The following is a 22,673-nucleotide window of genomic DNA, read 5'->3' on the forward strand; positions in this document are numbered from 1 at the left end:
AGTTTATGAGTTCTTCTCATTTCCGAATCGGAAATGTCATAGCTTGGCCCCGTGAGCAGTCGTCCCCTTGCTTCCGCTGGCCGTCTCGTTCCCCTTCTCCGCGCCGGGCTGATCGCCGGCATCGTGGTCGCCGCCGCCCTGTATCCGCTGGTCGCAGTCACCGGCATCGGGGCCAAGGCCACCGCGCACGCGATCGAACAGAAGACGAACATCCTCAAGACCGCGCTACCGGCCGAGACCTCGTACGTCTACGCGCCGGACGGCAAGACCGTTCTGACGATGTTCTACGAGGAGTACCGGCAGTACACCAAGATCGAGAACATGTCGCCGAACATCCAGCAGGCGATCGTCGCCGCCGAGGACAACCGCTTCTACCAGCACCACGGCGTCGACCCGAAGGGCGTGGCGCGTGCTTTCGTATCGAACGCCCGATCCGGCGGCGTCTCCCAGGGCGCCTCGACGATCACCATGCAGTACGTGCGGATGGCGCTGCGGGACAGCGCGACCACACCCAGGGAGGTCCAGGAGGCGACGCAGCAGACCAGCCTGCGCAAGGTCAGGGAGATGCGCATGGCGCTGGACATCGAGAAGCACCTGAGCAAGGACCAGATCATGGAGCGCTACCTCAACTCGGCCTACTTCGGTCACCGCGCGTACGGGATCTACGCCGCCTCGCAGATCTTCTTCTCCAAGACCCCGGCCACGCTCACCCCGGTCGAGGCGGCCACGCTGGCCGGGCTGGTGAAGTCACCGTCGGAGTACGACCCGATCACCTCGGACCAGAAGGACGCCACCGGCCGCCGCAACTACGTGCTGGACAACATGGCCCGCCTCGGCTACCTGTCGCCCGACGCGGCCGCGGCGGCCAAGGGCCAGCCGATCAAGCTGAAGCTGACCACCCCGCCCAACGACTGCGCCGCGATCGACGGTGGGCACCGCAGCTGGGGCTTCTACTGCGACTACCTGAAGAACTGGTGGAGTTCCCAGCCCGCGTTCGGCGAGAACCGGCTGGAACGGATGGACAAGCTGCGCCGCGGCGGCTACCGGATCGTGCTCGCGCTCGACCCGAAGACCCAGGCGGCGGCGGAGAAGAACGTCGGCGCCAAGGACAACACCGGCAGCCCGTTCGCCAACGGGATCGTGGTCGCCGAGCCCGGCACCGGGCGGATCAAGGCGATGGCGGTGAACCGGAACTACTCGCTGGACCTGGCCGAGAACCCGAACAGCTCGAACCCGGAGGCCGGCCCGAAGGTCAAGGCGAACTATCCGAACACGGTGGCGCCGCTGCTCGGCGGCGGGGTGCTCCCGGGCTACCAGGCCGGTTCGACGTTCAAGATGTTCCCGATGCTCGCCGCGCTCAACGCCGGGATGCCGCTGTCCACCGCGTACGACTCGCCGCACACGTACAAGTCGGCCGTCTACGACGGCTGGGCGCCGTCCAACGCCAGCGGCGCGATGACCGGCCGGCAGACCATGTGGTCCGGGTTCGGCAAGTCGGTGAACACCTACTTCGTCCAGTTGGAGGAGAAGATCGGCGCGGACGCCGGGGTGCGCCTGGCCGAGCAGCTGGGGCTGCGCTGGCGTACCGACGTGGACAAGGAGCAGGCGTCGCCGGGGAAGGCGAAGAAGTGGGGCGCGTTCACGCTCGGCGTCTCCGACGCCACCCCGCTGGAGATGGCGAACGCGTACGCCGCGATCGCCGCCGACGGACGCTACTGCGAGGCCATCCCGGTCAACTCGATCATGAACCGGGACGGCACGCCCGCCACGTACACCACGCCCGGCGGGGTGCAACGGGAGGTCGCCAAGCCCCGGTGCCGGCAGGTGGTGAACGCCGACGCGGCCCGGGCCGCCACCGACGCGGCGCGCTGCCCGACCGGCGACACCCCGGCCAAGGGGAGCTGCGGCGGCTGGTCGACCGCCGACAGCGTGCGGGGTACGGTCGGCCGCCCGGTCGCCGGCAAGACGGGTACGACCGACAGCACCCGGTCCGCGTGGTTCGTCGGCTACACGCCGGAACTGGCGGCGGCGAGCTTCATCGCCGATCCGGACAACCCGTTCAACGCGGTGGGGGACGGGCAGGCCCAGATCCCGGTGAACGCGGTGGCGCGGACCTTGCGGGATTCCCTGAAGGGCCAGCCCACCCGGCAGTTCACGCCACCCTCGGACCAGATAGTCGGCTGACCCCTCTGTTCCGCCCGGGGGTGCGCCCGGGTAGTTGATCAAGGAGTTCGCGTCAGGGATCCCCCGACGTGAACTCCTTGATCGATGTCGGGAGCGGACGGCGGTCAGCGGAGGTCGGCGGCCACGAAGGACCACAGCTCCAGGTCGACCCGGACGCCGCGGCGAGATGCCGCACGCCGATGCGCGGGGTGGAGACGATGAACGCCGGGAACCGGCGTACCGCCACCTGCCCGATCACGCCGGTGCCCCCGCCGGCGCCAGCGCGGCGGCCACCAGCCGGGCCGCGATGTCCGGATGCGCGGCCCAGTGCGGCACGAGCTGCGAGGCGTGCACCGCCTGCCGGACGAAACCCTCCGGGTCGCCGCCCTCCCAACGCCAGGCCGGACGGTCACCGGCGCGCGGCGTGAGCACCGCGGCGTGCTGCTTGTGCCCGGTCACCGTGGTGCCGGCCGCCGCCACCACGCTGTCGGTGACGGCCGTGGCCGTGCGGTAACCGACCATGAGGCCGTCCCCTACCGTGCCGGTCGCGTCGAGCACCCCGCACATGGGCCGGCCGTCCAGCTCCCGGGCCAGCCAGAGCAGGCCCGCCCCCTCGGCGACCACCGGACGGCCGCGACGCGCCAGCTCGGCCACCGCGATGCAGAGGCGGCGGTTGGCGGAGAGCTGCTCCGCGTACATCTCGGGCAGCCCACCGCCGACGACCAGCGCGCGCGCCCCGGCCGGCAGCGCCTCGTCGCGCACCGGGTCGAGCGTGACCACCTCGGCACCGGCGGCCCGCAGCAGCTCGGCCGTCTCGGGATGGCTGAAGGCGCCGGCCGGTCCGCCGGCGAGCGCCACCACCGGCCGCTCCCCCGACGGCTGCGGGGCGTCGGGCGGCTCCGGCGACCACGGCTCGACGGTGAGCGCGGGGGCGGAGCGGGCCAGCGCCAGCAGCCGGTCGAGGTCGACGGTGGCCGCCACCGCCTCACCGAGCCGGCGTACGCCCCGTCCGGCGTCGGCGTCGGCACGCACCACGGGCCCGGTGCCGTACCGGCGGGCGGGCAGCACCGGGGGCAGCTCGTGCCGGCGCAGAGCCCCGTAGACCGGCACGCCGACGTCGTCGAGCGCCTCGCGCAGCAGCGCCTCGTGCCGGGGCGAGGCCACCCGGTTGAGGATCACGCCGCCCAGCCACAGCTCGTCGTCGTACGCCCGGAAGCCGTGCACCAACGCGGCCACCGACTGGCCCATCGCGGCCACGTCCACGACCAGCACCACGGGGCTGCGCAGCGCGGTGGCGACTGCTGCCGTGGACTCGCTCTCCGGTCGCCCGGCGACCGAGTCGTAGAGGCCCATGGTGCCCTGCACCAGCGCGAACCCGGCGCCGGCCGCGCCGTACGCGAAGAGGGGGGCGATCCGCTCCGGGCCGACCAGTCTCGGGTCCAGCGTGCGCCCGGCGCGCCCCGCGGCGAGCCCCAGATACGCCGCGTCCACCTGGTCCGGCCCCACCTTGAACCCGGCCACCGGGATCCCCCGGGCGGTGAGCGCCGCGAGCAGGCCGAGGGAGACGGCGCCGGTGCCGTGCCCCGAAGAGGGCGCACTCAGCACGACGCGCGGCACGTCGGTCATCATCGACTCCTGATGTGGGTGGTTTCCGCCCGCGTGACCATACCCGTCCGGCCCCGGGCGCGAGGGGCGCGCACAGCGCCGTATCGCCCTGGCAGCGGCGAGTGGCATCGCTCATACGGGTAGCCTTGGCCAACGTGTACCGGTTCCTGCTGACCCCGCGCTGGCTCGGCTACCTCGTGCTCACGCTCGTCGCCGCCACGGTGATGGTGTTCCTGGGCAACTGGCAGCTGGACCGCTACCGGGGCCGGACGGCGGTCAACGAGCGCATCGACGCCGGGGCCACCATGACGCCCGCGCCGCTGCGCGACGCGCTCCCCGCACCCAGCGGCGGCGACGTCGGTCCCCCGCCGTCCGAGGAACTCACCTGGAGCCGGGTCACCGCCACCGGCCGGTACGACAGCGCGAACACCGTCCTGATCCGGGGCCGGACCCTCGACCGGAAGGTCGGTTTCGAGGTGCTCACCCCGCTGGTGCTGGCCGACGGCAGCGCGGTGCTCGTCGACCGGGGCTGGATCCCGCCCGTGCCGGGCGCCGGCGCGACCGTCCAGCCGCAGGTGCCGGCGGTGCCGGCCGGCGAGGTGACCGTCACCGGCCGGGTGGTCGGCAGCGAGAGCGGCGGCGGCGCGGTCAACCGGCGCGACGGCAAGCTGGAGGCCCGGCGCATCGACATCCCCCGCCTCGCCGAGCAGCTCCCCTACCCGGTGACCGGCGGCTACGTGCTGCTCGACGGTCAGACGCCGGCCGCCGACCCGGCCTTCCAGGCGGTCCGGATCGGGCACACGAACAACTGGCAGAACTTCGGCTACGTGTGGCAGTGGTGGATCTTCGCGGTGATGAGCCTGTTCGGCTACGGCTGGGTGGCGCGCCGGGAGGCCCGCCGCCGGGCCGGGCTGGACGCCCCGGGCGAGCCGGTGGACCGTGCCGCCGAGCCGGCCACCCCTACCTCCGCCTGAGCGAGCCGCAGCGGGCACGGCCCGCCTCGTCGATCCTCGGCACAGCCGTTACTCGCCGTAGCCGCCGTCGGCCGTCGCGCCGCCCACCGAGCAGTTCCCGGTGACCGCCACCCGGAGGCACTCCAGGTGCAGCAGCTCACCAACCAGGACGACTACGCCCGGTCGCTGTCGGCGGCCGAACCGTCAGCCGGTCACCCGGCCGGCGTGGATGGCGCGGACCGCGTCGATGGTGTCCGCCTCGGCGGCGGTCTTGTCGTCGCGATAGCGCAGCACGCGGGCGAAGCGCAACGCCATGCCGCCCGGGTAGCGGCTGCTGGTCTGCACCCCGTCGAACGCGATCTCGACCACCTGCTCCGGCCGGACCCGCACCACCCAGTCGCCCTTCTCCACGGCGAGCGACAGGAACCGCCCGGTCTGCCACCGCAGCAACTCGTCGGTGAGCCCCTTGAACGTCTTGCCGAGCATGACGAACTCGCCGGTGCGCGGATCGCGGGCGCCGAGGTGCAGGTTGGACAGCCAGCCCTCCCGCCGGCCGCTGCCCCACTCGACCGCGAGGACCACCAGGTCGAGCGTGTGCCGCGGCTTGACCTTGACCCAGGCCGAACCGCGCCGGCCGGCGTCGTAGGGCGCGGCCGGATCCTTGACCACCACGCCCTCCTGGCCGGCGTCGACCGCCGCGGCGAACGCCGCGGCCGCCTGGTCCACGTCGTCCACCTCGACCCGGTCGACGAGCAGCGACGCGTCGACCGCACCGGCCAGCGCCGACCACCGCTCCCGACCGGGCGCGTCGATCAGGTCGGTGCCGTCGAGGTGCAGCAGGTCGAAGAAGTACGGCGTGAGCACCGGCTCGCCGGTGCGCTCGGCGGCGGCCAGCACGGCGGGCGCGACCGGCGCCTGCCCGGTGGTGCTGGGCGTGGTGCGCCGGGCCGCCCGGCTGGACGTCTCCTGGAACGGCAGCGGCCGACCGGCCGCGTCGAGCCCGATCGCCTCGCCGTCGAGCACCAGCTCGCGGGCGGGCAGCGCACGGACGGCGGCCACCACCTGGGGCAGCCGGCCGGTGATCTCGTCGAGGCTGCGGGTGAAGACCGCGATGTCCGGACCGGAGCGGTGCACCTGGATGCGGATGCCGTCGAGCTTGACGTCGACCACGGCCGGCACGCCGGTGGCGGTGAGCGCCTCGTCGACCGAGGGCGCGCTCTGCGCCAGCATCGGCGCGAGCGGCCGGCCCACCCGGAGCCCGAACCCGGCCAGCGCGGCGGCGCCGCCGGTGAGCGCCGCGACCGCCACCGCCCGCAGGTCACCGGCGAGGAGCAGGGCCCGCCGGACGGCCGTGACCGGGACGTCGGCGGCGCGCGCGACCGCGTCGGCCAGCAGCCCGGCCTGCGCGCCCTGGCGCAGCTCACCCCGGAACAGGCCGGTCAGCAGGCGCTGCTCGTCGGCGGTGGCGGCGGCGAAGAGACGGCCGACCAGCTCCCGTCGCCGCGCCTGCGAACCGGCCCCGGCGACGCGGGAGATCTCCTCGATCGCGGCGTCGACGGCGGCGACGGTGAGCGTCGGCTCGGCGGCCGGCGGGGGCAGGTCACGCAGGCCCGCCCAGCCCACACCGGTCTGACGCTGGCGCAGCTCACCGGCGAGGTAGCCGGCACCGGCCGGGATCTCGCCCGGCTCCAGCCCGCGCAGCGCGGCGGCCAGCAACTCCACCTTGGCCCGTCGGCCGCTGGTGGCCCCGACCGCGGCCGAGGTGGCCGCCAGCTCCGCGAAACGCACGCCCACATCCTGCCAGCCGCGTGTGACATCGGGGTGGATCCGGCGGCCCGGCACACCGCACGGATGCGCCGGGCCGACGGTCAGGCCGAGACCGGTTCCTCGATGCGCAGGCCGCGCCCGCGCACGCCCTCAGCGACCCGGGTGAGCAGCGCGTCGAGCGTGACCAGGGCGGCGGAGAGCTCGCCGATCTGTTCGTTGAGCGTGTCCTCGGACCACGCGGAGACGTCGACGTCCCCCAGAGCACGGACGGCGGCCTGAAGCCGCTCCACCTCGTCGTTCGTACGCATGTTCGAAAGGCTATAACACCCCGCCCGCCGACACACCACAAACTCCGACATCGGCCCCGAAGTTACGGTTTCGACACCTCAGGCGCGGTTTCCGGCCTCGGCCACCCGGGCCAGCAGCAGCGCCTCGGCCAGGCACACCCGGGCGAACTCGCCCAGGTGCAGGCTCTCGTTCGGCCCGTGCGCCCGCGCGTGCGGGTCCTCCACACCGGTCACCAGGATCGCGGCCCGCGGGAACATCTCCTGGAACGTGGCGATGAACGGGATCGACCCGCCCACCCCGATGTCGACCGGGTCGGTGCCGTCCCAGGCCGTCCGGAACGCCGACCGGGCCGCGTCGAACATCGGCCCGGAGGCGTCGATGACGCAGGGCGCACCGTCGTGCTCGAACGTCACCGACACCTGCGCGCCCCACGGCGCGTGCCGCTCCAGATGCGCGGTCAGCGCCGCGTACGCCTTCTTCGGGTCGTCGCCCGGCGCCAGCCGTACGCTCAGCTTCGCCTTCGCGGACGGCACCAGCGCGTTCGGGGCCTCGCCGGTGGCCGGCGCGTCCACGCCCAGGATCGCCAGCGCCGGCTTGGTCCAGAGCCGGTCGGTGATCCGCCCGGTGCCGACCAGCGTCGTGCCGTCGACCAGGCCGGCCTCGGCGCGGAACCGGTCCTCCGGATAGTCGACGCTGGCGCCCTCGCGGCCGACCAGCCCGTCCACCGCGACGTCACCGGCCTCGTCGTGCAGCGTGCCGAGCAGCTTCACCAGCGCGGTGAGCGCGTCCGGCACGGCACCGCCGAACATGCCGCTGTGCACCGCGTGGTCGAGCGTGCGCACCTCGACGAAGCAGTTGACGATGCCGCGCAGCGAGGTGGTCAGCGCCGGCACGCCGACGTCCCAGTTGGTGGAGTCGGCGATCACGATGACGTCCGAGGCCAGGTCGTCGCGGTGGTCGGCGAGCAGCCGCTCCAACGAGTCCGAGCCGTACTCCTCCTCGCCCTCGATGAACAGCACCACGCCGACCGGGAGCCGGTCGCCGAACGCCCGCAGCGCGGCGACGTGCGCCATGATGCCGGCCTTGTCGTCGGCGGCGCCCCGGCCGTAGAGGCGGCCGTCGCGCTCCACCGGCTCGAACGGGTCCGACTCCCACAGCGACAGGTCGCCGACCGGCTGCACGTCGTGGTGCGCGTACAGGAGCACGGTGGGCGCGCCGGGCGGGGCCGCCTTCGTGCCGATCACCGCGGGCTGGCCGCCGGACCGGACGATCCGCGTGTCGAGGCCGCAGCCGCGCAGCAGCTCCGCCACCGCCTCGGCGGAACGCTCCACGTGCGAGTGGTCGAAGCCCTCGAAGGCGATGCCCGGGATGCGGACGAGTCGCTCGAGGTCGGCACGGACGCCGGGGAGTTCCCGCTCGACGGCGGCCCGGACCTCGGACTCGGAGAGGATCGGAGTGGTCATGACCGGAATCGTATGCTTGCCTTACACCGTCCCGTCGCCCGAGCCCGATCGCCGCCCCACCCGCACGTAGTAGCGGTCGCCGTCGTGCGGCAGGTCCGGGGCACCGTCGACCATCAGGTCCACCGCCGCCCCGGTGCCGTCGGCCGCGAAGTGCGCGAGCTCCCCCGCGTGCCAGCGGCGCAGCTCCGGCAGGATCTGCGCGCCGTCGCGGTCCAGCGCCCGGCGCAACCGAAGCTCGGCCGGCGCGGTGACGAGCACCGACAGCGTCAGCTCGGGGCGTACCGCCGCGCGGGCGGCGCTCACCCCCTCGACGATCAGCACCGGTCCGGCCGGCACCGGCACCACCCGGTCCAGGAAGCGCCCGCGCACCCAGCTGTACCGGAGGTAGCCGCCCGCCCGGCCGGCCCGCAGCGGGCCGAGCACCTGCTCCTCCAGCCGGGTCCAGAACGTGAGCTGGTCGTCCCAGCCGTCGAGCAGGTCGTCGGTGTGCACGAGCGGCGGACGGACGCCGCCCGCCCGCGCCGCGAAGGCGTCCGCGAGGCGCGCCGCGAACCGGCTCTTGCCCGCGCCGCTGGGCCCGTCGACTGCGACCAGCCGGGTACGCCCCAGCCGCGCCGGCCCGGCCAGCACCCGGCGGGCCAACCCGGCGTACGCCTCGATCACCGCGACGTTCACCCGACCGACGCTAACGTTCCCCCGTCCGCTGGAAACTGCGACCCGGGCGGACCGTTTCGCCGAGCGGCGGCGCGGCGCGCTGGGCATCATCGGGGGGTGCTCCATGACGTGATGTGTCCGGGCGTCGACGCCCTCCTGGAACAGGCCCGCGCCGGTCTCCGCCGGCTCACCCCGCACGAGACCGTCGAGGCGGTCCGTGGCGGCGCGCTGCTGATCGACACGCGTACCGAGGCGCAGCGCCGCGAGGAGGGTGAGCTGCCCGGCGCGATCGTCATCGACCGCACGGTGCTGGAGTGGCGGCTCGACCCGGCCAGCGCGTGGCGCATCCCCGAGGCCACCGGATACGACCGCGAGGTCATCGTGGTGTGCCGGGAGGGGTACAGCTCCAGCCTGGCCGCCGCCAGCCTCCAGACGCTGGGGCTGCGGCAGGCCACCGACATGGTCGGCGGGGTGCAGGGCTGGCGGGAGGCCGGCCTGCCGATGTCCGACCGCCCGGCCGACGTGCGCTACTGAGCCGGGCCGCCGACCGCCGCTGTCCGGGCGGTGCCCTGCGCCGGTGGCGCGCCGGGTGGCACGAAGGGCAGTCCCGGGGATGGGCCGGACTCGATCAGCCGCCACAGCGCGCCGGTGTCAAGGTGCTCCTCCACCAGGTCGCCGAGCAGGTCCAGCGTCCGCTCCCGGGCCGCCGCGAAGGACGTTTCCGGCGCGACCTTGAAGCCGGTCCGCCCGGCCGTCTCCGCGACCTCGGTCAGGAACCGGCGGCGGAACGCGTCCGAGGAGAAGGTGCCGTGCCAGTGCGTGCCGTACACGTTGCCGAGGCGCGCGCCCTCGCCGGTGCCGTCGGTGTAGCGCAGCAGCGGCGCGAGTCCCGGGTCGGCGGCCGAGACCCGGCCGTGGTGGATCTCGTAGCCGTGGACCGGCACGTCGCCGGCGGCGGTGCCCTCGGCCCGGCGGACCGTCTTGCCCGGCTCGAACGTGATCTCGACGGGCAGCAGCCCGAGGCCGGGTACCGTGCCCCGGCGGCTCTCCACCGCATCGTGGATCGCCCGGCCCAGCATCTGGAAGCCGCCGCAGATACCGAGCAGCGGCCGTCCGGCGGCGGCGTGCGCCCGGACCGCGTCGGCGAGGCCGGTCTCCCGCAGCCAGGCGAGGTCGGCGACAGTCGACTTGGTGCCGGGGAGCACCACCAGGTCGGCGGCGGCCAGCTCGGCCGGCTCGACGGTGAGGCGTACCCGCACGCCCGGCTCGGTCGCCAGCGCCTCCACGTCGGTGGCGTTGCTGATCCGGGGAAGCCGGACCACCGCGACGTCGAGCCAGTCGGTGCCCCGCGGCGCGGCCGGGCGGCCGAGCACCCGCCCGTACGCGAGCGAGTCCTCCGCGTCGAGCCACAGGTCCAGCGCCCAGGGCACCACCCCGTACGTCGGGCGGCCGGTGACCCGGCGCAGCATGTCCAGCCCCGGCTGGAGCAGACCCCTGTCGCCCCGGAACTTGTTGACCACGAACCCGGCCACGAGCGCCTGGTCGGCGGCGTCGAGCAGGGCGACGGTGCCGAACATCGAGGCGAACACGCCGCCCCGGTCGATGTCGCCGACCACGATCGTGGGCAGCCCGGCCCGCCGCGCCAGGCCCATGTTGACGTAGTCGCCGTCGCGCAGGTTGATCTCGGCGGGGCTGCCCGCGCCCTCGCAGATCACCACGTCGTACTCGGAACGCAGCTCGGCCAGCGCCGCGTACGCCGTGGTGGCGAGCCGGGACCGCACCTCGTGGTAGTTGCCGGCGGTGACCGTGTCGACCGCCTCGCCGAGCAGCACCACCTGGCTGGCGTGGTCGCTGCCCGGCTTGAGCAGAACCGGGTTGAACCGCAGGTCGGCTTCGAGCCCGCAGGCGGCGGCCTGCATCGCCTGGGCCCGGCCCAGCTCGCCGCCGCGACCGTCCGGGCCGATCACCACGGCGGAGTTGTTCGACATGTTCTGCGCCTTGAACGGGGCGACCCGGACACCTCGGCGGCGCAGCCAGCGGCAGATGCCGGCGGTGAGCACGCTCTTGCCGGCGTCGGAGGTGGTGCCGGCCACCAGCAGCCCGCCGCTCACCGCCCGCTCCCCCGACGGGCTGCACGCGTGAGGACGGCCACCGCGGCCCGCCCGGCGGCCCCGGCCAGGCGGCCGACCGTCAGCGGGTAGAGCGCGGTCAGGCCGAGCGCGGCCACACCCACCGCGCCGGAGATCCGGGCGGCCCGCTTGAGGTGCCGAGCCTCGGGGCGGGGGCCGTCACCGAGGAAGGGCCGGGTCTCGGCGCGGCCGAAGTAGACGTTGCGTCCGCCGAGCCGGACGCCGAGCGCGCCCGCCATGGCCGCCTCGCACTGACCGGCGTTCGGGCTCGGGTGGTCGGCCCGGTCCCGCCGCCACACGTGCCAGGCGGCGGCGCGGTCCCCGTGCGCGACCGGCGCGACGGCCACCGTGAGCAGCCCGGTGAGCCGGGACGGCACGAGGTTCAGCGCGTCGTCCAGCCGGGCCGCCGGGGTGCCGAAGCGGGCGTACCGGGGTGAGCGGTGGCCGACCATCGCGTCGAGCGTGTTCGCCGCCCGGTAGCCGAGCAGGCCGGGCAGGCCCGCGACCGCGCCCCAGACCAGCGGGGCGACCACGGCGTCCGAGGTGTTCTCGGCGACCGACTCGACGGTGGCGCGGGCGAGTTCGGGCTCGTCGAGGGCGGCCGGGTCGCGTCCGCAGAGGTTGCCCAGGCGGGCCCGGGCGGCGGGCAGGTCGGCCCGGCCCAGCGCCCGTGCCATCACCCGGGACTCGTGCCGCAGCGTCCGCCCGCCCAGCACCGTCCAGGTGCCGGCGGCCACCAGCGCGGCGCGGGCCACCGGACGGCGGCGGGTCGCCAGCGCGGCGGCGGCCCCGAGCAGGACCGGCGCGCCGACCGCGAGCGCCGTGAACACGGTCCCGGCCGCCCGGTCGGGGCGGTAGACCCGCCGCTCCAGCGCGCCGGCCGCCGTGCCGAAGCCGGCCACCGGATGCCACCGGCGGGGGTCACCGAGCAGGGCGTCGAGCGCGTAGCCCGCCACCAACCCGCTCGCGTTCGCCATGGCGGTCACCTGCCGCACCCGTCACCACCTCCGGCCGGCCAGCCTAGTCGTACCGCGGGGTGGTGACGCGGCGTCACCACCCCGCGCCCCCGTTTGACGAAAGGTCAGGCGGGCACCGGGGTACGCCTGCGGCCACGGCGCCCGGATGCGGTCCCGGCGGCGCCGCCCGGACCCGCGCCGCCCGCCTCGCCCTCACCCGGTCCGCCGACACCCGGTGCGGTGTCCTCACCCAGCTCGTCGTCCCCGACCGGGACAGGCTCGTCGCCCTCCTCGGGGGACAGCTCGTCCTCCTCGGCCAGCAGGCCCGGGCCGGCGCCGGACGGATCGTCCGCCCGCACGCCCGACGGGCCGCCCGGCAGACCTCCGGACGGGCCGCCGAACGGCGCGTCCCTGCCGGAAACGGACTCGCCGGGCCGGGCGTCGAACGGGTCGGGCTCGCCCACCCGCTCGACGGTGCCGACCAGCCCGACCCGGCCGCCCGCGTACTCCGGCGGCGGGAAGTCGTCGTCGAAGGGCCGGCCGTCGAACGTCGCCGGGGCCTGGGCGTCCGGCACCGGCTCGGTGGCCTCGCCGTGCACCCGCTGCTCGGCCTCCGCGTCCTCGACCGTGCTGGTCGCCGCGCGGGGCTGGTTGCGCAGGAAGCGGGCGCGCCCCCGGGACAGGTCGTGCCCGACGGCGACCGCCTCCAGCTCGTAGAGCGTGCGGTGGGTGCCCGCCTCGTCGGTCCAGTCCCGCGTGTAGAGGCGCCCGGCGACGATCACCGGGTCACCGACCGCGACCGAGGCGGCCACCCCCTCGGCGAGGCGGCGCCAGCAGTTGACGCGTACCCGAAGGCTGTTGCCGTCGACCCAGCGGCCGCTGTCGCGGTCGAGCCGGCGGGCGGTCGAGGCGACCTTGAAGTTGGCCACCAGCGTTCCGCTCTGCGTGGTCCGGCGCCACTCCGGCGCGGTCAGCACGTTGCCGACGATCGTCACGTACGTATCGAACATCGCCCCTCCCAGGGATCGGCTTGTCCCGGTGAGCGTCGGCCGGACGCCCGGCCCGGACCACCCGCCGGTCCGGACCTGTGGACGACGAGCTGCGCTGTGGACAACCACCCGATCAAGGTCCCGATCTGCTAGGCCGACCGGCCCTACGGTCCTGACCTGCGTCGACGCATGCTCGGGAGGAGCCGGCAAGCAGGCGTTCCGGAATCACGCCGGTTGGGTAAGTACTTGATCAACCGAGAGAAAGGGAGCTCCCATGCTTCTCCGAGACGTCCGCGAGGCAGCGCGATGAGCGCCGTGGCGAACCCCGCGACCGTGGCCGAGTGCCTGCGGGTCGGCGCCGGGTTCTCCCAGGGCGACCGCAACTGGATCGCCGAGCAGTTCGCGACCCTGGACGCCCGGCTCGCCAGCTTCCACGCCGACGCCACCGAACTGGAGGTGTCCGTCAAGGATCGCGAAGCCCGGGGCCAGAAGGTGACCCTGGAGTGCTGGATCGCCGGGCGGCAGAAGATCGTCACCACCTCGACCGAGGAGGATCTGCACGCCGCGCTCAACGACGTCCGGGACGACCTGCGCCGCAAGCTCAACGACGCGAAGACCCGGCAGGAGCCGCGCCACAACAAGCACCTGCGCGCCGTCGACCAGCCCGAGGCCGCCCCGTTGCAGGACGCCGAGCGCGAGGACGCCGAAACGGTCTGAAGTGCGGCACGGCCCGCCCGCCCGGTGCCGGCGGGCGGGCCGACCGCGTCGATTGTTAACAAGGGGCCCTTCCTCTACCGGAGGCGTTAACAAGGGCCCCCTCCTTCCACCGCCCCTACCGCCGGGTAGCGAGGCGGCGTACCGTCGCGGTCGTGGAACCGGACGTGCTGGGCGCCCCCTACGAGCGGCGGACGATCGACCTGGGCACCGACGACGAGGGGCCGGTGGTCGCGACCCTCGTGCGGCGGCGGGCCGACCGCCCGACCGGCCGCGCCGTGCTCTACGTGCACGGCTTCGTCGACTACTTCTTCCAGACCCACGTGGCCGACTTCTTCGCCGAGCGCGGCTGGGACTTCTACGCGCTCGACCTGCGCAAGTACGGCCGCAGCCTGCTTCCGCACCAGACCCCGAACTTCTGCCGTGAGCTGAGCGACTACTTCCCCGAGCTGGACGCCGCCGCGGAGATCATCCGCGCCGAGGAGGGCCACGACACCCTGCTCGCCATGGGCCACTCGACCGGGGGCCTGATCGTCTCGCTCTGGGCGCACGACCGCCGCGACGCCGGCCTGGTCGACGGCATCGTGCTCAACAGTCCCTTCTTCGACATCAACGCGCCCTGGATGGTCCGCCGGCCCCTCGCGGCCGCCGTCTCCCGCCTGGGCCGCAGGGCGCCCCAGCGTGTGCTGCCGTTCGGCCTGGGCACCGTGTACGGCGAGAGTCTGCACGCCGACCACCGGGGCGAATGGCGGTACGACCTGGCCTGGAAGCCGCTCGCCGGGTTCCCGGTGCGGGCCGGCTGGATCAACGCGATCCGCGCCGGTCAGCGCCGCCTGCGGGCCGGGCTGGACATCCCGGTGCCGGTGCTGCTCGCCTGCTCGACGCGCAGCTTCCGGGGCACGAAGTGGCACGACAGCGCGACCGGCGCCGACGCGGTGCTCGACGTCGAGCACATGGTGCGCTGGGCGCCCCGTCTCGGCCGGCACGTCACGCTCGCCCGCTTCGACGGCGGACTGCACGACCTCACGCTGTCCAGTCCCGGCGTGCGCGAGAAGGTCTTCGCGGAGGTCGGACGGTGGGCGGAGGGATTCCTCCGCGCCGGGCCGACCGAACCGGAGCCGACGACGCCGCCGGCACCGCGGCGACCGGCCGACGCGACCGCCGAGGGCTGAGGTCGGCCCGCCCCGCCGCCGAGACGCCCGGCCCAGTCGGCCGTCCGCCGCCACCGCGCCGGCTCAGTCGGCGACGACCGCCGCGAGCGCCGCCCGGATCCGGTCGAACGTGGCGATCGGGTGACCGCCGGCCTGCGGCGGCAGCACCACGCCGAGGCAGCGCAGCGCGGGCCCGCCGTCCGGCCCGGCCTCGACCGCGAACACCGGCGCGCCCACATACCCGGCGGGCAGCTCCGTCGTGACCCGCACCTCGCCGCCGTCCCGGGCGACCCGCTCGACCACCGCCTCCAGCGGGCGTGCCCCGAGGTCACCGACACCGAGGGCCAGCACGAACGCCGAGGCGGGCGCCGCGCCGATCCGGGCGACCGAGTCGGCCGGTGCGGCCACCGCCTCGGTGACCTGCTGGGTACGCCAGCGCCAGCCCCGATCGTCGGCGTAGCCGTGCAGACCGCCGGTCGGCATCGCGGCGAGCCCCAGTTCCGGCAGGTGCAGCCAGTGGTCCGCGAAACCGGGCAGCTCGATCGGCTCGTCCGCCCCCTCCGCCGGGTCGGTGACGCTCGGCCGCAACCCGATCTCGCCGTACGCGCGGCCGGTCAGCGTGTCGGCGGTGAGCAGCCACTCGTGCGCGATCTCGCCGTCGTCGGTGGCGCCGACCAGCTCGCTGTAGAAGAAGGCGGTGCCGAGGACGCCGGGCGGTGTGCCCGGGCCGTCCGAGCCGGTGAGGGGCAGGATGGCCCGTCCGAGGAGCTGACACAGCTCGAAGACGATCTCGTTCTCGGTTTCCTGGTCGAGCAGCATCCGACGAGGGTACGGATCGCGTCCCGCCCGGCCCGCGCCGGACCCGCCGCAACTGTGGTGCCGGTCCGGGCCCCGGCGTGGGACGCTGGACGGCGGGACGGACGCGCCGACCCGTACCCCCGGGCACGCGGGGAGCGGCGGTACCCTCTTGGCGCGACGACCGTCGGCGCGCGCCCGTAGCTCAGCGGATAGAGCAGGGGACTTCTAATCCCAAGGCCGCAGGTTCGAATCCTGCCGGGCGCACCTCAGCGACCTCATCGGAGTAGCGCTGTTCATTCATGCACGTCGGGCAGCCTGCATACCGCGAGGCGACGGAATGGAGCCGGGCTTCAACCCGCCCTGCATCACGAAGATCGAGCGCCGAGCCAGGGCGTCACCTCGCTCGTCGAGCTGGTAGCCGTCGAGCCACATCCAGCCGTCGAAGGTCGTCCAGTCCAGGACGCGGATGACGCGGAAGTGGAACGACGTCACGAACTGAGGGCTTGCAGCTCTGGTGATGTGCAACAGGTCGCCCGCTTTCAGGGTCGCCACTGTGCGCGGACCTTCCGCCACGCTCGAATGCGGGCGCGGGCAACTACCACGCGTGGACACCAGCCATAGGGGCGACAGCGCGAGCAGGTGTAGGCGACGTGGTAGTCGATGATGGCCCAGGACAGCGCCACCAGGAAGGGCGTGTCAAGTCTCTGCTCCGGCATCACGGCTCGCCGCCGTTACGACGCTTCTGATTCTGAACTGATGACACGCAGACAGTCCCGTTCGCTGAGGTCGGCACCGTCGGCAGGACGCGGCCGACGTTCCGCTTCACGGATTCATCGGCTACGCGGGAACGCTCATTGGTGATCGGCTCCTGCACCACATCGACGGGCTCGTTGCTTCGTTGGAACCACTTCCAGCGGGGCACCGCACACCTCCGGCGATCATCGGCCAACCTCATCTAGCAGCCAACTTGGTGCAGCTCAGCCCCGATCTGCAACGTCTCATCCCGGGATTCGAAGGAAAAGATTGACGTTGCGCCGTCGATGCGTGCAGGCTGACTCAAATGAGACACAGGGGCATGTGAGGTGAGATTCGGAGGCCAGATGACCGAGACGGGCTCTTCCGTCCCGCGTCGACAGCTCGGACGGCTACTGCGCCAAGCTCGCGAGGAAGCCGGCATCAACCTGGAGGCTGCAGCAACCGCGCTGGAGTGGTCGCGGGCAAAGATGTACCGGCTGGAGGCCGGTCAGACCTCGCTCCGCACCCATGACGTGAACCTCATGTGCCAGCTCTACGGCACCTCGACTGAGCTGACCGAAGTACTCGTCTCGCTCGCGAGGGAGAGCAAGAGCCGTGGCTGGTGGCACGCCTACGGCGAAGTGATCCCCGCATGGTTCGAGCTGTACGTCGGCCTGGAAGCGGCGGCCTGCCACGTCCGGCACTACGAACCGAACTTGATCCCCGGGCTCCTTCAGACGCCGGAGTACATGTCCGCGGTCTTCGAGACCAAACCCGGCCGCACGCCCCAGGAGGTTGCTCAGAAGGTCGCCCTGCGGCTGGAGCGGCAAAAGCTTCTGACTCGAAGAAGCCCGGCAGCTCCGCAGTTGGAAGCGATCGTCGATGAGTCCGTCCTTCACCGTCCCATCAGCGACGTGGACGCCTGGCGGGCTCAGTTGGCGTACCTGGTCAACGCAGCCCAAGCCAGGAACATCAAGGTCCGCGTCCTCCCCAGGTCGGTCGGCCCACACCGTGCGTCCGTCGCCGGGGCGTTCGTGATGCTTGACTTCCCCGCGAAGGGCACCCGGCCTGCTGAGCCCAGCACCGTCTACAGCGAGTCGCTGACCGGCAGCATCTATCTCGACCGCCCTAATGAGGTAGAGACGTACTCTTCCGCTTGGAGGACTCTGTGGGATCTTGCCATGGACGAGCGTGCGTCCGAGGATCTGGTGGGCGCTCTGATCAAGGAGACATACGATGACTGAGATGACCGAGGCCCGCTGGCGCAAGAGCAGCTACAGCGGCAACGAGGGTGCCTGCGTCGAGGTTGCCGACAACCTTCCGAGCGTCGTGGGCGTGCGTGACAGCAAGGACATCTCAGGCCCGTCGCTGGCTTTCACCGCCCCCGAGTGGGGCTCCTTCGTCGAGTTCCTCAAGAACAGCACCCGCAACTGAGCTACGAGACAGAAGAGAGGGCCTGCCAGGGCAGGCAAGCCCTCTCTTCTGCCGCGTCAACGCATCCTCTACGGCATCCATGAGTCGACCAGCAACGTGACGTCACGGGCAGCGATATCCAAGGAACGACTCGGATTTCGGAACCTGGACGGCAAGTACGCCCGATCACCAAGGCCGACGGTGAAGAAGAGGTTCAAGTCTTCTACGACTTGCCAACCGCACCGCCTAGCAATGAGGCGAAGGGCCTAGATCGCCGGTTAGCCACGTCGGTTTTCCTGGCCGCTAACGCGCAAGAGCAGCTGGCCTTCTTCGCTCGTCGTGCCCTCCGAAGACGCCGAACCAGGCAAGCGAGCGGGCACCCACGCCTGGTGCAGGTCGATCGATGGCAGGGTTGGCGAGCCGCCCCAGGCGGTGATCGGGCCGAGGCTAGGCGATGCGCCTGCGGGTGTTGATCGTCGGGTCGGCCGAAGCCCGCTCAGGCCGCCGTCAACGTCGCCAGGGCGCGGTCCATCGCGGCGTTGAACTCCTCCGGCTTCAGCGTCAGCCGGGACTTGACGTCACGGCTCCACTGGTCGGCGAGGACCTCGGCGGCACCCGCCTCGACCCCGTCGAGCGCCGCGTCGGCCAGGTCCGCCGGCGCGATCTTGTCGACGGGCCAGCCGGCTGACATGTCGGTGTCGGCCAGGCCGAGGTGCACCGCCGTCACGAGCGTGCCCTGGTCGGCGAGTTCCAGGCGTACGCCGTTCGTCATCGCCCACGCGGCGGCCTTGGTCAGGTGGTACGCGCCGGTGCCCCTGGTCCCGAACCACGACATGGCGGAGAGCACGTTGACGATCGCGCCTCCGCCGTCGCGGGCGAGTACCGGCGCGAACGCCCGGATCATCTCCAGGTGTCCGAGCACGTTGGTCTCCACCTCGTGCCGCACCGCGTCCAGCGAACCGGTCGTCAGATCGGTTCCGGTCTGGATCCCGGCGTTGTTGACGAGCAGCGAGACGTCCGGGGCGGCAGCGGCGACGGCACGTACGGATGCGGGACTGGTGATGTCCAGCGGCAGCACCTCGACGCCGGGGAGGTCGACGGTCTCCGGCCGGCGGGCGGTCGCGTAGACCTTGCGGGCGCCGCGTTCGAGCAGGCGCTGGGCGAAGGCGCGACCCAGGCCGCGGTTGGCTCCGGTGACGAGGGCGATCGAGTCGTTGACGTCCATGCCCGGTACGCTAAAACCTGACGTTGACGTCAGAGGCAAGTGTTGATCGCCGAGACCGGGGTGAGAGGGGTCACCGTGACCGAGCCGCTGATCCGCATCGGCGAGGTGGCGCGCGACGCCGGTGTGTCGGTGCGCGCGGTGCGCTACTACGAGCAGCAGGGTCTTCTCTTCCCCCGGCGCAGCGCGTCTGGCCAGCGCCTCTACCGGCCGGACACGGTCACGCTGGTGCGGTTCATCCAGCAGATGTACGCGGCGGGCCTGACCAGCAGCCGGATCGCGGAACTCCTGCCGTGCTGGGACGCCGGGCACACCGACCCCGCACAGCGGGCCATGCTGCGCGCCGAGCGCGAGCGCATCCAGGCCAAGGTCGACGACCTGCGGGCCGCGCTGGACCGCCTCGACGAGGTCATCGCGATCACCGACGCCCACCCGTAGGCGCGGCCCGCCGGACGCCGCAGGTTCTCAGCGACCCTCGGTCTCGCGGTGGGCGCGCAGTGCGCCGGCGACCGCCAGCCCCACGCCGCCGAGAGTGACAGCCGTCTCCACCGCCGAGGACATCTCAAGGGCACTTGCCGCCGGAGCGACCGTGCTCACCATGATTCCCGGTTGCAGGAAGGCGTCCTCGGCGGGCCTGACCAGCGTCCACCAGTTCGCCCACATGACGGCGAGATCCGAGCAGGTTCCCACGGCGACCAGCGCCAGCAGGATCATCCCAGTCGGGAGAAGCCCGTGCCGGTCGCTCCGCCATCCGGACGACGCGAGCACCCCGGCAGTGACGAGCACGGCGAGCAACCCCGGCCACACGGCGGCGATCAGATCGAGCAGCGGCGGTTCGCCGGGCGTCGACGCCACGCTCAGCCCGCACCAGACGAGCGCGGCCACCGCCAGGACCGTCGTCGCCACGCCGTGCCGCCCGCCGCGTGCCGGCAGCGCCGACACGGCGACCGCGAGCAGGAGTACGCCGAGAACGAGGCCCCACGCGATGAGCCGCTGCCGGTCCATGCCCTCCAGCCAGCGCTCCAGCAGGTACGCCCGTCCCCGTGCCGGCTCGCCCGCGCCGGTCCCCCATCCCCGGCTCCAGCGCAGGTTAGCCGCTGCCACCAGGGCGAACATCCCGGCGCCGGCGGCTGCGCCCCACCTCACCCGGGGCGTGCCGGAGGCCGTGAAGGCGTGGCCGCACACCGCCGCCAGGGTGACCACTGCCCCCAGAAGCGACGCGTCCCGCATGGCGAGCAGCGCCGCTCCGACCGACAGCAGGCCCGCGGCGACTGCGGCCACTCCAAGGCCGGACGACAAGCGCATGGCGGAGAGAGTGGCACAGGAATCCGAGCCGCGGTGACCCGCCGGTTTCGTCGGTGGTCTCCGGCATGATCGCGTACGCCGCCGGACGGTGGCGGCGACGAGCGGGATCAGCGGGAGGCAGCATGGGCGCATCGGGCTGGAACTACTTCGTGGCGTATCAGCCGGATGCGCAGGCCGCGCTTGACGAACTGCGCCGAGAGGTCTTCGAGGCCGGCGACTACTGGTGGGCGGTGCCGGGCGAGTTCACGTCCGCCGCCGACTTCCCGGACCGCCCCCGCAGCGAGGAGGAACTGTGGGCGGACGAGCGGGTGCAGGAGTCCGGCACGCACTCCATCCTGGACATGACGCGGGTGGTGGCCGACGGCGAGGAGCCCGACTTCGGAACGCTCGCGCCGGTGACCGAGGCGGAGGCGCTCGCACGGGCGGGCGTCGCCAGGCCGACCCGCGCTCATGTCGAGGCGCTCGCGCCGCTGGCCGAGCAGCGCTGGTTCGGCCGGTACGCCGTACTGCACGACGACACGGGCGCCCCAAGTGAGATCTACTTCTGGGGGTTCTCCGGCGACTAGGGTCAGCGCGCCGTTCCGGTGAGCAGCCACCGCCGGACGGGCACCTCCAGCAGCACCCGCTCACCGTCCGGCGTGACCGGCGCCCGGATGTCCCATCCCCCGTACTTCTCCGCGAACGCCGCGACGACGGCGGGCGGGAAGCCGGCGCGGTGCAGGCGGGCGACGCCCTCCGCCACGACCGGGTGGACGCCGTCCTCCAGGGCGAGTGAGACGCGCGGGTCGGCGGCCACGTTGCGGGCCTTGACGCTGCGCCCTTCGCAGCCGATCCACCAGACGTCGTCGGCGTAGACGAACCACACCGGCGTGACGTGCGGGGAGCCGTCGCGGCGCAGCGTGCAGAGCCAGACGTTGTGCTCGCGGGCCAGCCGGTCCGCGACGGCCGGCGGAGGCGGTGGGGTGGGAGACGAGGCCATGCGACAAGTGGATCAGGTACGCGCGAACGCGCGCTACCCGGCTCACTCGCAGATCCGCCACTCCCCGTCTTCCTTGACCAGCGGAAACGCCTGCGTCACGTTGGTGCCGGCCGCAGGGGTGAAGCGTACGGTCGCCGACCCGCTGACCCGGCCGTTGTTGTTCGACACGTTCAGCCCGACGATGTCGTAGCCGGTGAAGTCCGGCTGCGAGGACTGCTGCCGTTCGAAGTCCGCCTCGCTGACCCGGTCGCGCACGCGGGAGCAGAGCTGCCGCTACGCCGCCGGATAGTCGCGGTCGACGATCGCCCCGGAGAAGGTCTCGACAGTGGACCGCGCCGGGCCGGTGGCGTCCTGCACGGCCCGGAACAGGAGGAAGCCGGACAGCAAAACCGGATGCCCGTCCTCCGCTTCTCGGCGACCATCGGTCGATGCCCGCACACCGCCCGGCCGAGCCGGACATCAGACGCTACTACACCGAGGTCTACGCCGAGGCCGACCGGCTGGACGGGTCGCCGCAGGGCCGGCTGGAGGCACGGCGTACCCGGGATCTGCTCGCCCGGCTGCTGCCCGCCGCACCGGCGGACGTGCTGGACGTCGGCGGCGGTCCCGGGGCGTACGCGGGTCCGCTCGCGGCGGCCGGCTACCGGGTGCACCTGGTCGATCTGGTGCCCGCGCACGTGGCGGCGGCGCGGTCCGCGTACCCGCTGGTGACCGCGTCGGTGGGTGACGCCCGCGCTGTGCCGTCGCCGGACGCGGCGGCGGACGCGACGCTGCTGCTCGGCCCGCTCTACCACCTGCCGCGGCAGGCCGACCGGGTGGCGGCGCTGCGCGAGGCGGCGCGGGTGACCCGGCCCGGCGGGACGATCGTGGCGGCGGCGATCAGCCGCCACGCCGCGCTGATCGACCTGAGCGTGCAGGGGCGCCTGGACGAGGACAACCGGCAGTCGTTGCGCGCCCAGTACGAGACCGGGGTGAACGACCCGCGCACCGGCTTCACCACCGCGTTCTTCCACCGGCCGGAGGAACTGGTGGCCGACTTCGTCGCGGCCGGGCTGCCCACCCCGCAGGTGTACGGGGTGGAGGGTCCGCTGTGGCCGCTGCTGAACGCGCTCGGCACCGGGCCGCACGAGCGGTTGTTCGGCGACGCGTTGACCTGTGCCGAGACGTTCGAGCGGGACGCCGCGATCCTCGGCGCCAGCGCCCACCTGCTCGCCGCCGCGCCGCTGACCGTCGGGCCGGACCGCAGGCTGCTTGACGCCGGAGCGAAGTTCGTCTAGTAGCCTGCCAAGCTCGTCAAGCACCAAGGGTGACCAGATGCGACAAAGCATGTTATTCTCCAGCGTCAATCTATGCCGCGCGGACCCGGCCGGGTCGCTGCCGGAAGGACAT

The 22,673-nt window shown here is 73.1% G+C and carries 23 protein-coding genes, 1 tRNA gene and 1 pseudogene; 11 read left to right on the top strand and 14 right to left on the bottom strand.

The window, feature by feature from the left end; all coding sequences use genetic code 11:
• Window positions 1-51 precede the first annotated feature (51 nt).
• Entirely contained in the window at window positions 52-2,184 is a 2,133-nt protein-coding gene (locus C569_RS0116805) for a transglycosylase domain-containing protein (RefSeq protein WP_026268255.1), read from the top strand.
• 234 nt (window positions 2,185-2,418) lie between these two features.
• Here the strand turns inward: C569_RS0116805 and C569_RS0116815 are convergent, their stop codons facing one another.
• On the bottom strand, window positions 2,419-3,789 hold the full coding sequence (locus C569_RS0116815) for a cobyrinate a,c-diamide synthase (RefSeq protein WP_026268256.1): 1,371 nt from the start codon (window positions 3,787-3,789) through the stop codon (window positions 2,419-2,421).
• 134 nt (window positions 3,790-3,923) lie between these two features.
• Here C569_RS0116815 and C569_RS0116820 point away from each other — a divergent pair, with 134 nt between their 5' ends.
• On the top strand, window positions 3,924-4,742 hold the full coding sequence (locus tag C569_RS0116820) for an SURF1 family protein (protein ID WP_026268257.1): 819 nt from the start codon (window positions 3,924-3,926) through the stop codon (window positions 4,740-4,742).
• 183 nt (window positions 4,743-4,925) lie between these two features.
• On the opposite strand, the gene C569_RS0116825 is transcribed toward C569_RS0116820, so the two are convergent.
• From C569_RS0116825 to C569_RS0116840, 4 genes and pseudogenes are all read right to left on the bottom strand, one after another.
• Window positions 4,926-6,509, bottom strand: coding sequence for an ATP-dependent DNA ligase (locus tag C569_RS0116825; RefSeq protein WP_026268258.1), 1,584 nt, complete (start codon window positions 6,507-6,509; stop codon window positions 4,926-4,928).
• Between the two features lie 80 nt (window positions 6,510-6,589).
• Complete coding sequence (locus tag C569_RS0116830) at window positions 6,590-6,796, bottom strand: hypothetical protein (protein ID WP_018786943.1); 207 nt, start codon at window positions 6,794-6,796, stop codon at window positions 6,590-6,592.
• Window positions 6,797-6,874: 78 nt separating this feature from the next.
• Window positions 6,875-8,239 carry a dipeptidase gene (locus tag C569_RS0116835; protein ID WP_018786944.1) on the bottom strand — a complete coding sequence of 455 codons (1,365 nt, stop codon included), beginning with the start codon at window positions 8,237-8,239 and terminating at the stop codon, window positions 6,875-6,877.
• Window positions 8,214-8,914 (bottom strand): annotated as a pseudogene (locus C569_RS0116840) (uridine kinase); the annotation flags it as partial. The gene C569_RS0116835 and the pseudogene C569_RS0116840, both read right to left, overlap by 26 nt.
• Window positions 8,915-9,025: 111 nt before the next feature.
• On the opposite strand from C569_RS0116840, the gene C569_RS0116845 reads away from it, so the two are divergent.
• Entirely contained in the window at window positions 9,026-9,427 is a 402-nt protein-coding gene (locus C569_RS0116845) for a rhodanese-like domain-containing protein (RefSeq protein WP_018786946.1), read from the top strand.
• On the opposite strand, the gene C569_RS0116850 is transcribed toward C569_RS0116845, so the two are convergent.
• The 3 genes from C569_RS0116850 to ssb all read right to left on the bottom strand — a co-directional run bounded on the left by C569_RS0116850 (window position 9,421) and on the right by ssb (window position 12,988).
• Window positions 9,421-11,004 carry a cobyric acid synthase gene (locus tag C569_RS0116850; RefSeq protein ID WP_018786947.1) on the bottom strand — a complete coding sequence of 528 codons (1,584 nt, stop codon included), beginning with the start codon at window positions 11,002-11,004 and terminating at the stop codon, window positions 9,421-9,423. The two genes, C569_RS0116845 and C569_RS0116850, sit on opposite strands and share 7 nt — an antisense overlap.
• Entirely contained in the window at window positions 11,001-11,999 is a 999-nt protein-coding gene (locus tag C569_RS0116855; RefSeq protein WP_036346082.1) for a cobalamin biosynthesis protein, read from the bottom strand. Before C569_RS0116855 ends, C569_RS0116850 begins: the two co-directional genes overlap by 4 nt.
• A 104-nt stretch (window positions 12,000-12,103) precedes the next feature.
• Window positions 12,104-12,988, bottom strand: coding sequence for a single-stranded DNA-binding protein (gene ssb / locus C569_RS0116860; RefSeq protein WP_018786949.1), 885 nt, complete (start codon window positions 12,986-12,988; stop codon window positions 12,104-12,106).
• Between the two features lie 285 nt (window positions 12,989-13,273).
• Here ssb and C569_RS0116865 point away from each other — a divergent pair, with 285 nt between their 5' ends.
• Complete coding sequence (locus C569_RS0116865) at window positions 13,274-13,684, top strand: HPF/RaiA family ribosome-associated protein (RefSeq protein ID WP_026268262.1); 411 nt, start codon at window positions 13,274-13,276, stop codon at window positions 13,682-13,684.
• A 152-nt stretch (window positions 13,685-13,836) separates the two neighbouring features.
• The gene (locus tag C569_RS0116870) at window positions 13,837-14,853 is read left to right on the top strand and encodes an alpha/beta hydrolase (protein WP_018786951.1); all 1,017 of its coding nucleotides are present in this window, start codon (window positions 13,837-13,839) and stop codon (window positions 14,851-14,853) included.
• Between the two features lie 63 nt (window positions 14,854-14,916).
• Here C569_RS0116870 and C569_RS0116875 read toward each other — a convergent pair whose 3' ends face one another.
• Window positions 14,917-15,651 (bottom strand): hypothetical protein, encoded by a 735-nt coding sequence (locus C569_RS0116875; RefSeq protein WP_018786952.1) that lies wholly within the window; start codon window positions 15,649-15,651, stop codon window positions 14,917-14,919.
• 170 nt (window positions 15,652-15,821) lie between these two features.
• Here C569_RS0116875 and C569_RS0116880 point away from each other — a divergent pair.
• Window positions 15,822-15,894: transfer RNA gene (locus tag C569_RS0116880), tRNA-Arg, on the top strand.
• Window positions 15,895-15,927: 33 nt separating this feature from the next.
• On the opposite strand, the gene C569_RS0116885 is transcribed toward C569_RS0116880, so the two are convergent.
• The gene (locus tag C569_RS0116885; protein ID WP_018786953.1) at window positions 15,928-16,182 is read right to left on the bottom strand and encodes a hypothetical protein; all 255 of its coding nucleotides are present in this window, start codon (window positions 16,180-16,182) and stop codon (window positions 15,928-15,930) included.
• Between the two features lie 548 nt (window positions 16,183-16,730).
• Here C569_RS0116885 and C569_RS0116890 point away from each other — a divergent pair.
• Window positions 16,731-17,609, top strand: a complete 879-nt coding sequence (locus tag C569_RS0116890) for a helix-turn-helix transcriptional regulator (protein ID WP_018786954.1) — start codon at window positions 16,731-16,733, stop codon at window positions 17,607-17,609.
• Window positions 17,602-17,799: a DUF397 domain-containing protein gene (locus C569_RS0116895; RefSeq protein WP_036346059.1), complete on the top strand. Its 198-nt coding sequence runs from the start codon at window positions 17,602-17,604 to the stop codon at window positions 17,797-17,799. Before C569_RS0116890 ends, C569_RS0116895 begins: the two co-directional genes overlap by 8 nt.
• A 475-nt stretch (window positions 17,800-18,274) precedes the next feature.
• On the opposite strand, the gene C569_RS0116900 is transcribed toward C569_RS0116895, so the two are convergent.
• Window positions 18,275-19,003, bottom strand: coding sequence for an SDR family oxidoreductase (locus tag C569_RS0116900; RefSeq protein ID WP_018786956.1), 729 nt, complete (start codon window positions 19,001-19,003; stop codon window positions 18,275-18,277).
• A 75-nt stretch (window positions 19,004-19,078) separates the two neighbouring features.
• Between C569_RS0116900 and C569_RS0116905 the strand changes: the two genes are divergently transcribed.
• Window positions 19,079-19,438 (top strand): MerR family transcriptional regulator, encoded by a 360-nt coding sequence (locus tag C569_RS0116905; RefSeq protein ID WP_026268263.1) that lies wholly within the window; start codon window positions 19,079-19,081, stop codon window positions 19,436-19,438.
• A gap of 27 nt (window positions 19,439-19,465) precedes the next feature.
• Here the strand turns inward: C569_RS0116905 and C569_RS0116910 are convergent, their stop codons facing one another.
• A complete protein-coding gene (locus tag C569_RS0116910; protein ID WP_026268264.1) occupies window positions 19,466-20,305 on the bottom strand; it encodes a hypothetical protein in 840 nt (279 codons plus the stop codon).
• Window positions 20,306-20,427: 122 nt separating this feature from the next.
• On the opposite strand from C569_RS0116910, the gene C569_RS0116915 reads away from it, so the two are divergent.
• Entirely contained in the window at window positions 20,428-20,871 is a 444-nt protein-coding gene (locus C569_RS0116915; protein ID WP_018786959.1) for a hypothetical protein, read from the top strand.
• 2 nt (window positions 20,872-20,873) lie between these two features.
• On the opposite strand, the gene C569_RS0116920 is transcribed toward C569_RS0116915, so the two are convergent.
• Together C569_RS0116920 and C569_RS34345 are read right to left on the bottom strand one after the other, a co-directional pair.
• Window positions 20,874-21,284, bottom strand: a complete 411-nt coding sequence (locus C569_RS0116920) for a TIGR03618 family F420-dependent PPOX class oxidoreductase (protein WP_018786960.1) — start codon at window positions 21,282-21,284, stop codon at window positions 20,874-20,876.
• A 42-nt stretch (window positions 21,285-21,326) separates the two neighbouring features.
• Window positions 21,327-21,539, bottom strand: a complete 213-nt coding sequence (locus tag C569_RS34345; protein WP_018786961.1) for a hypothetical protein — start codon at window positions 21,537-21,539, stop codon at window positions 21,327-21,329.
• 173 nt (window positions 21,540-21,712) lie between these two features.
• Here C569_RS34345 and C569_RS0116930 point away from each other — a divergent pair, with 173 nt between their 5' ends.
• Window positions 21,713-22,561, top strand: coding sequence for a class I SAM-dependent methyltransferase (locus tag C569_RS0116930; protein WP_018786963.1), 849 nt, complete (start codon window positions 21,713-21,715; stop codon window positions 22,559-22,561).
• The last annotated feature ends 112 nt before the right edge of the window (window positions 22,562-22,673 follow it).

This window comes from Micromonospora sp. CNB394 (genome assembly GCF_000374985.1).
In the GTDB taxonomy this organism is placed as follows: Bacteria; Actinomycetota; Actinomycetes; order Mycobacteriales; family Micromonosporaceae; genus Micromonospora; species Micromonospora marina.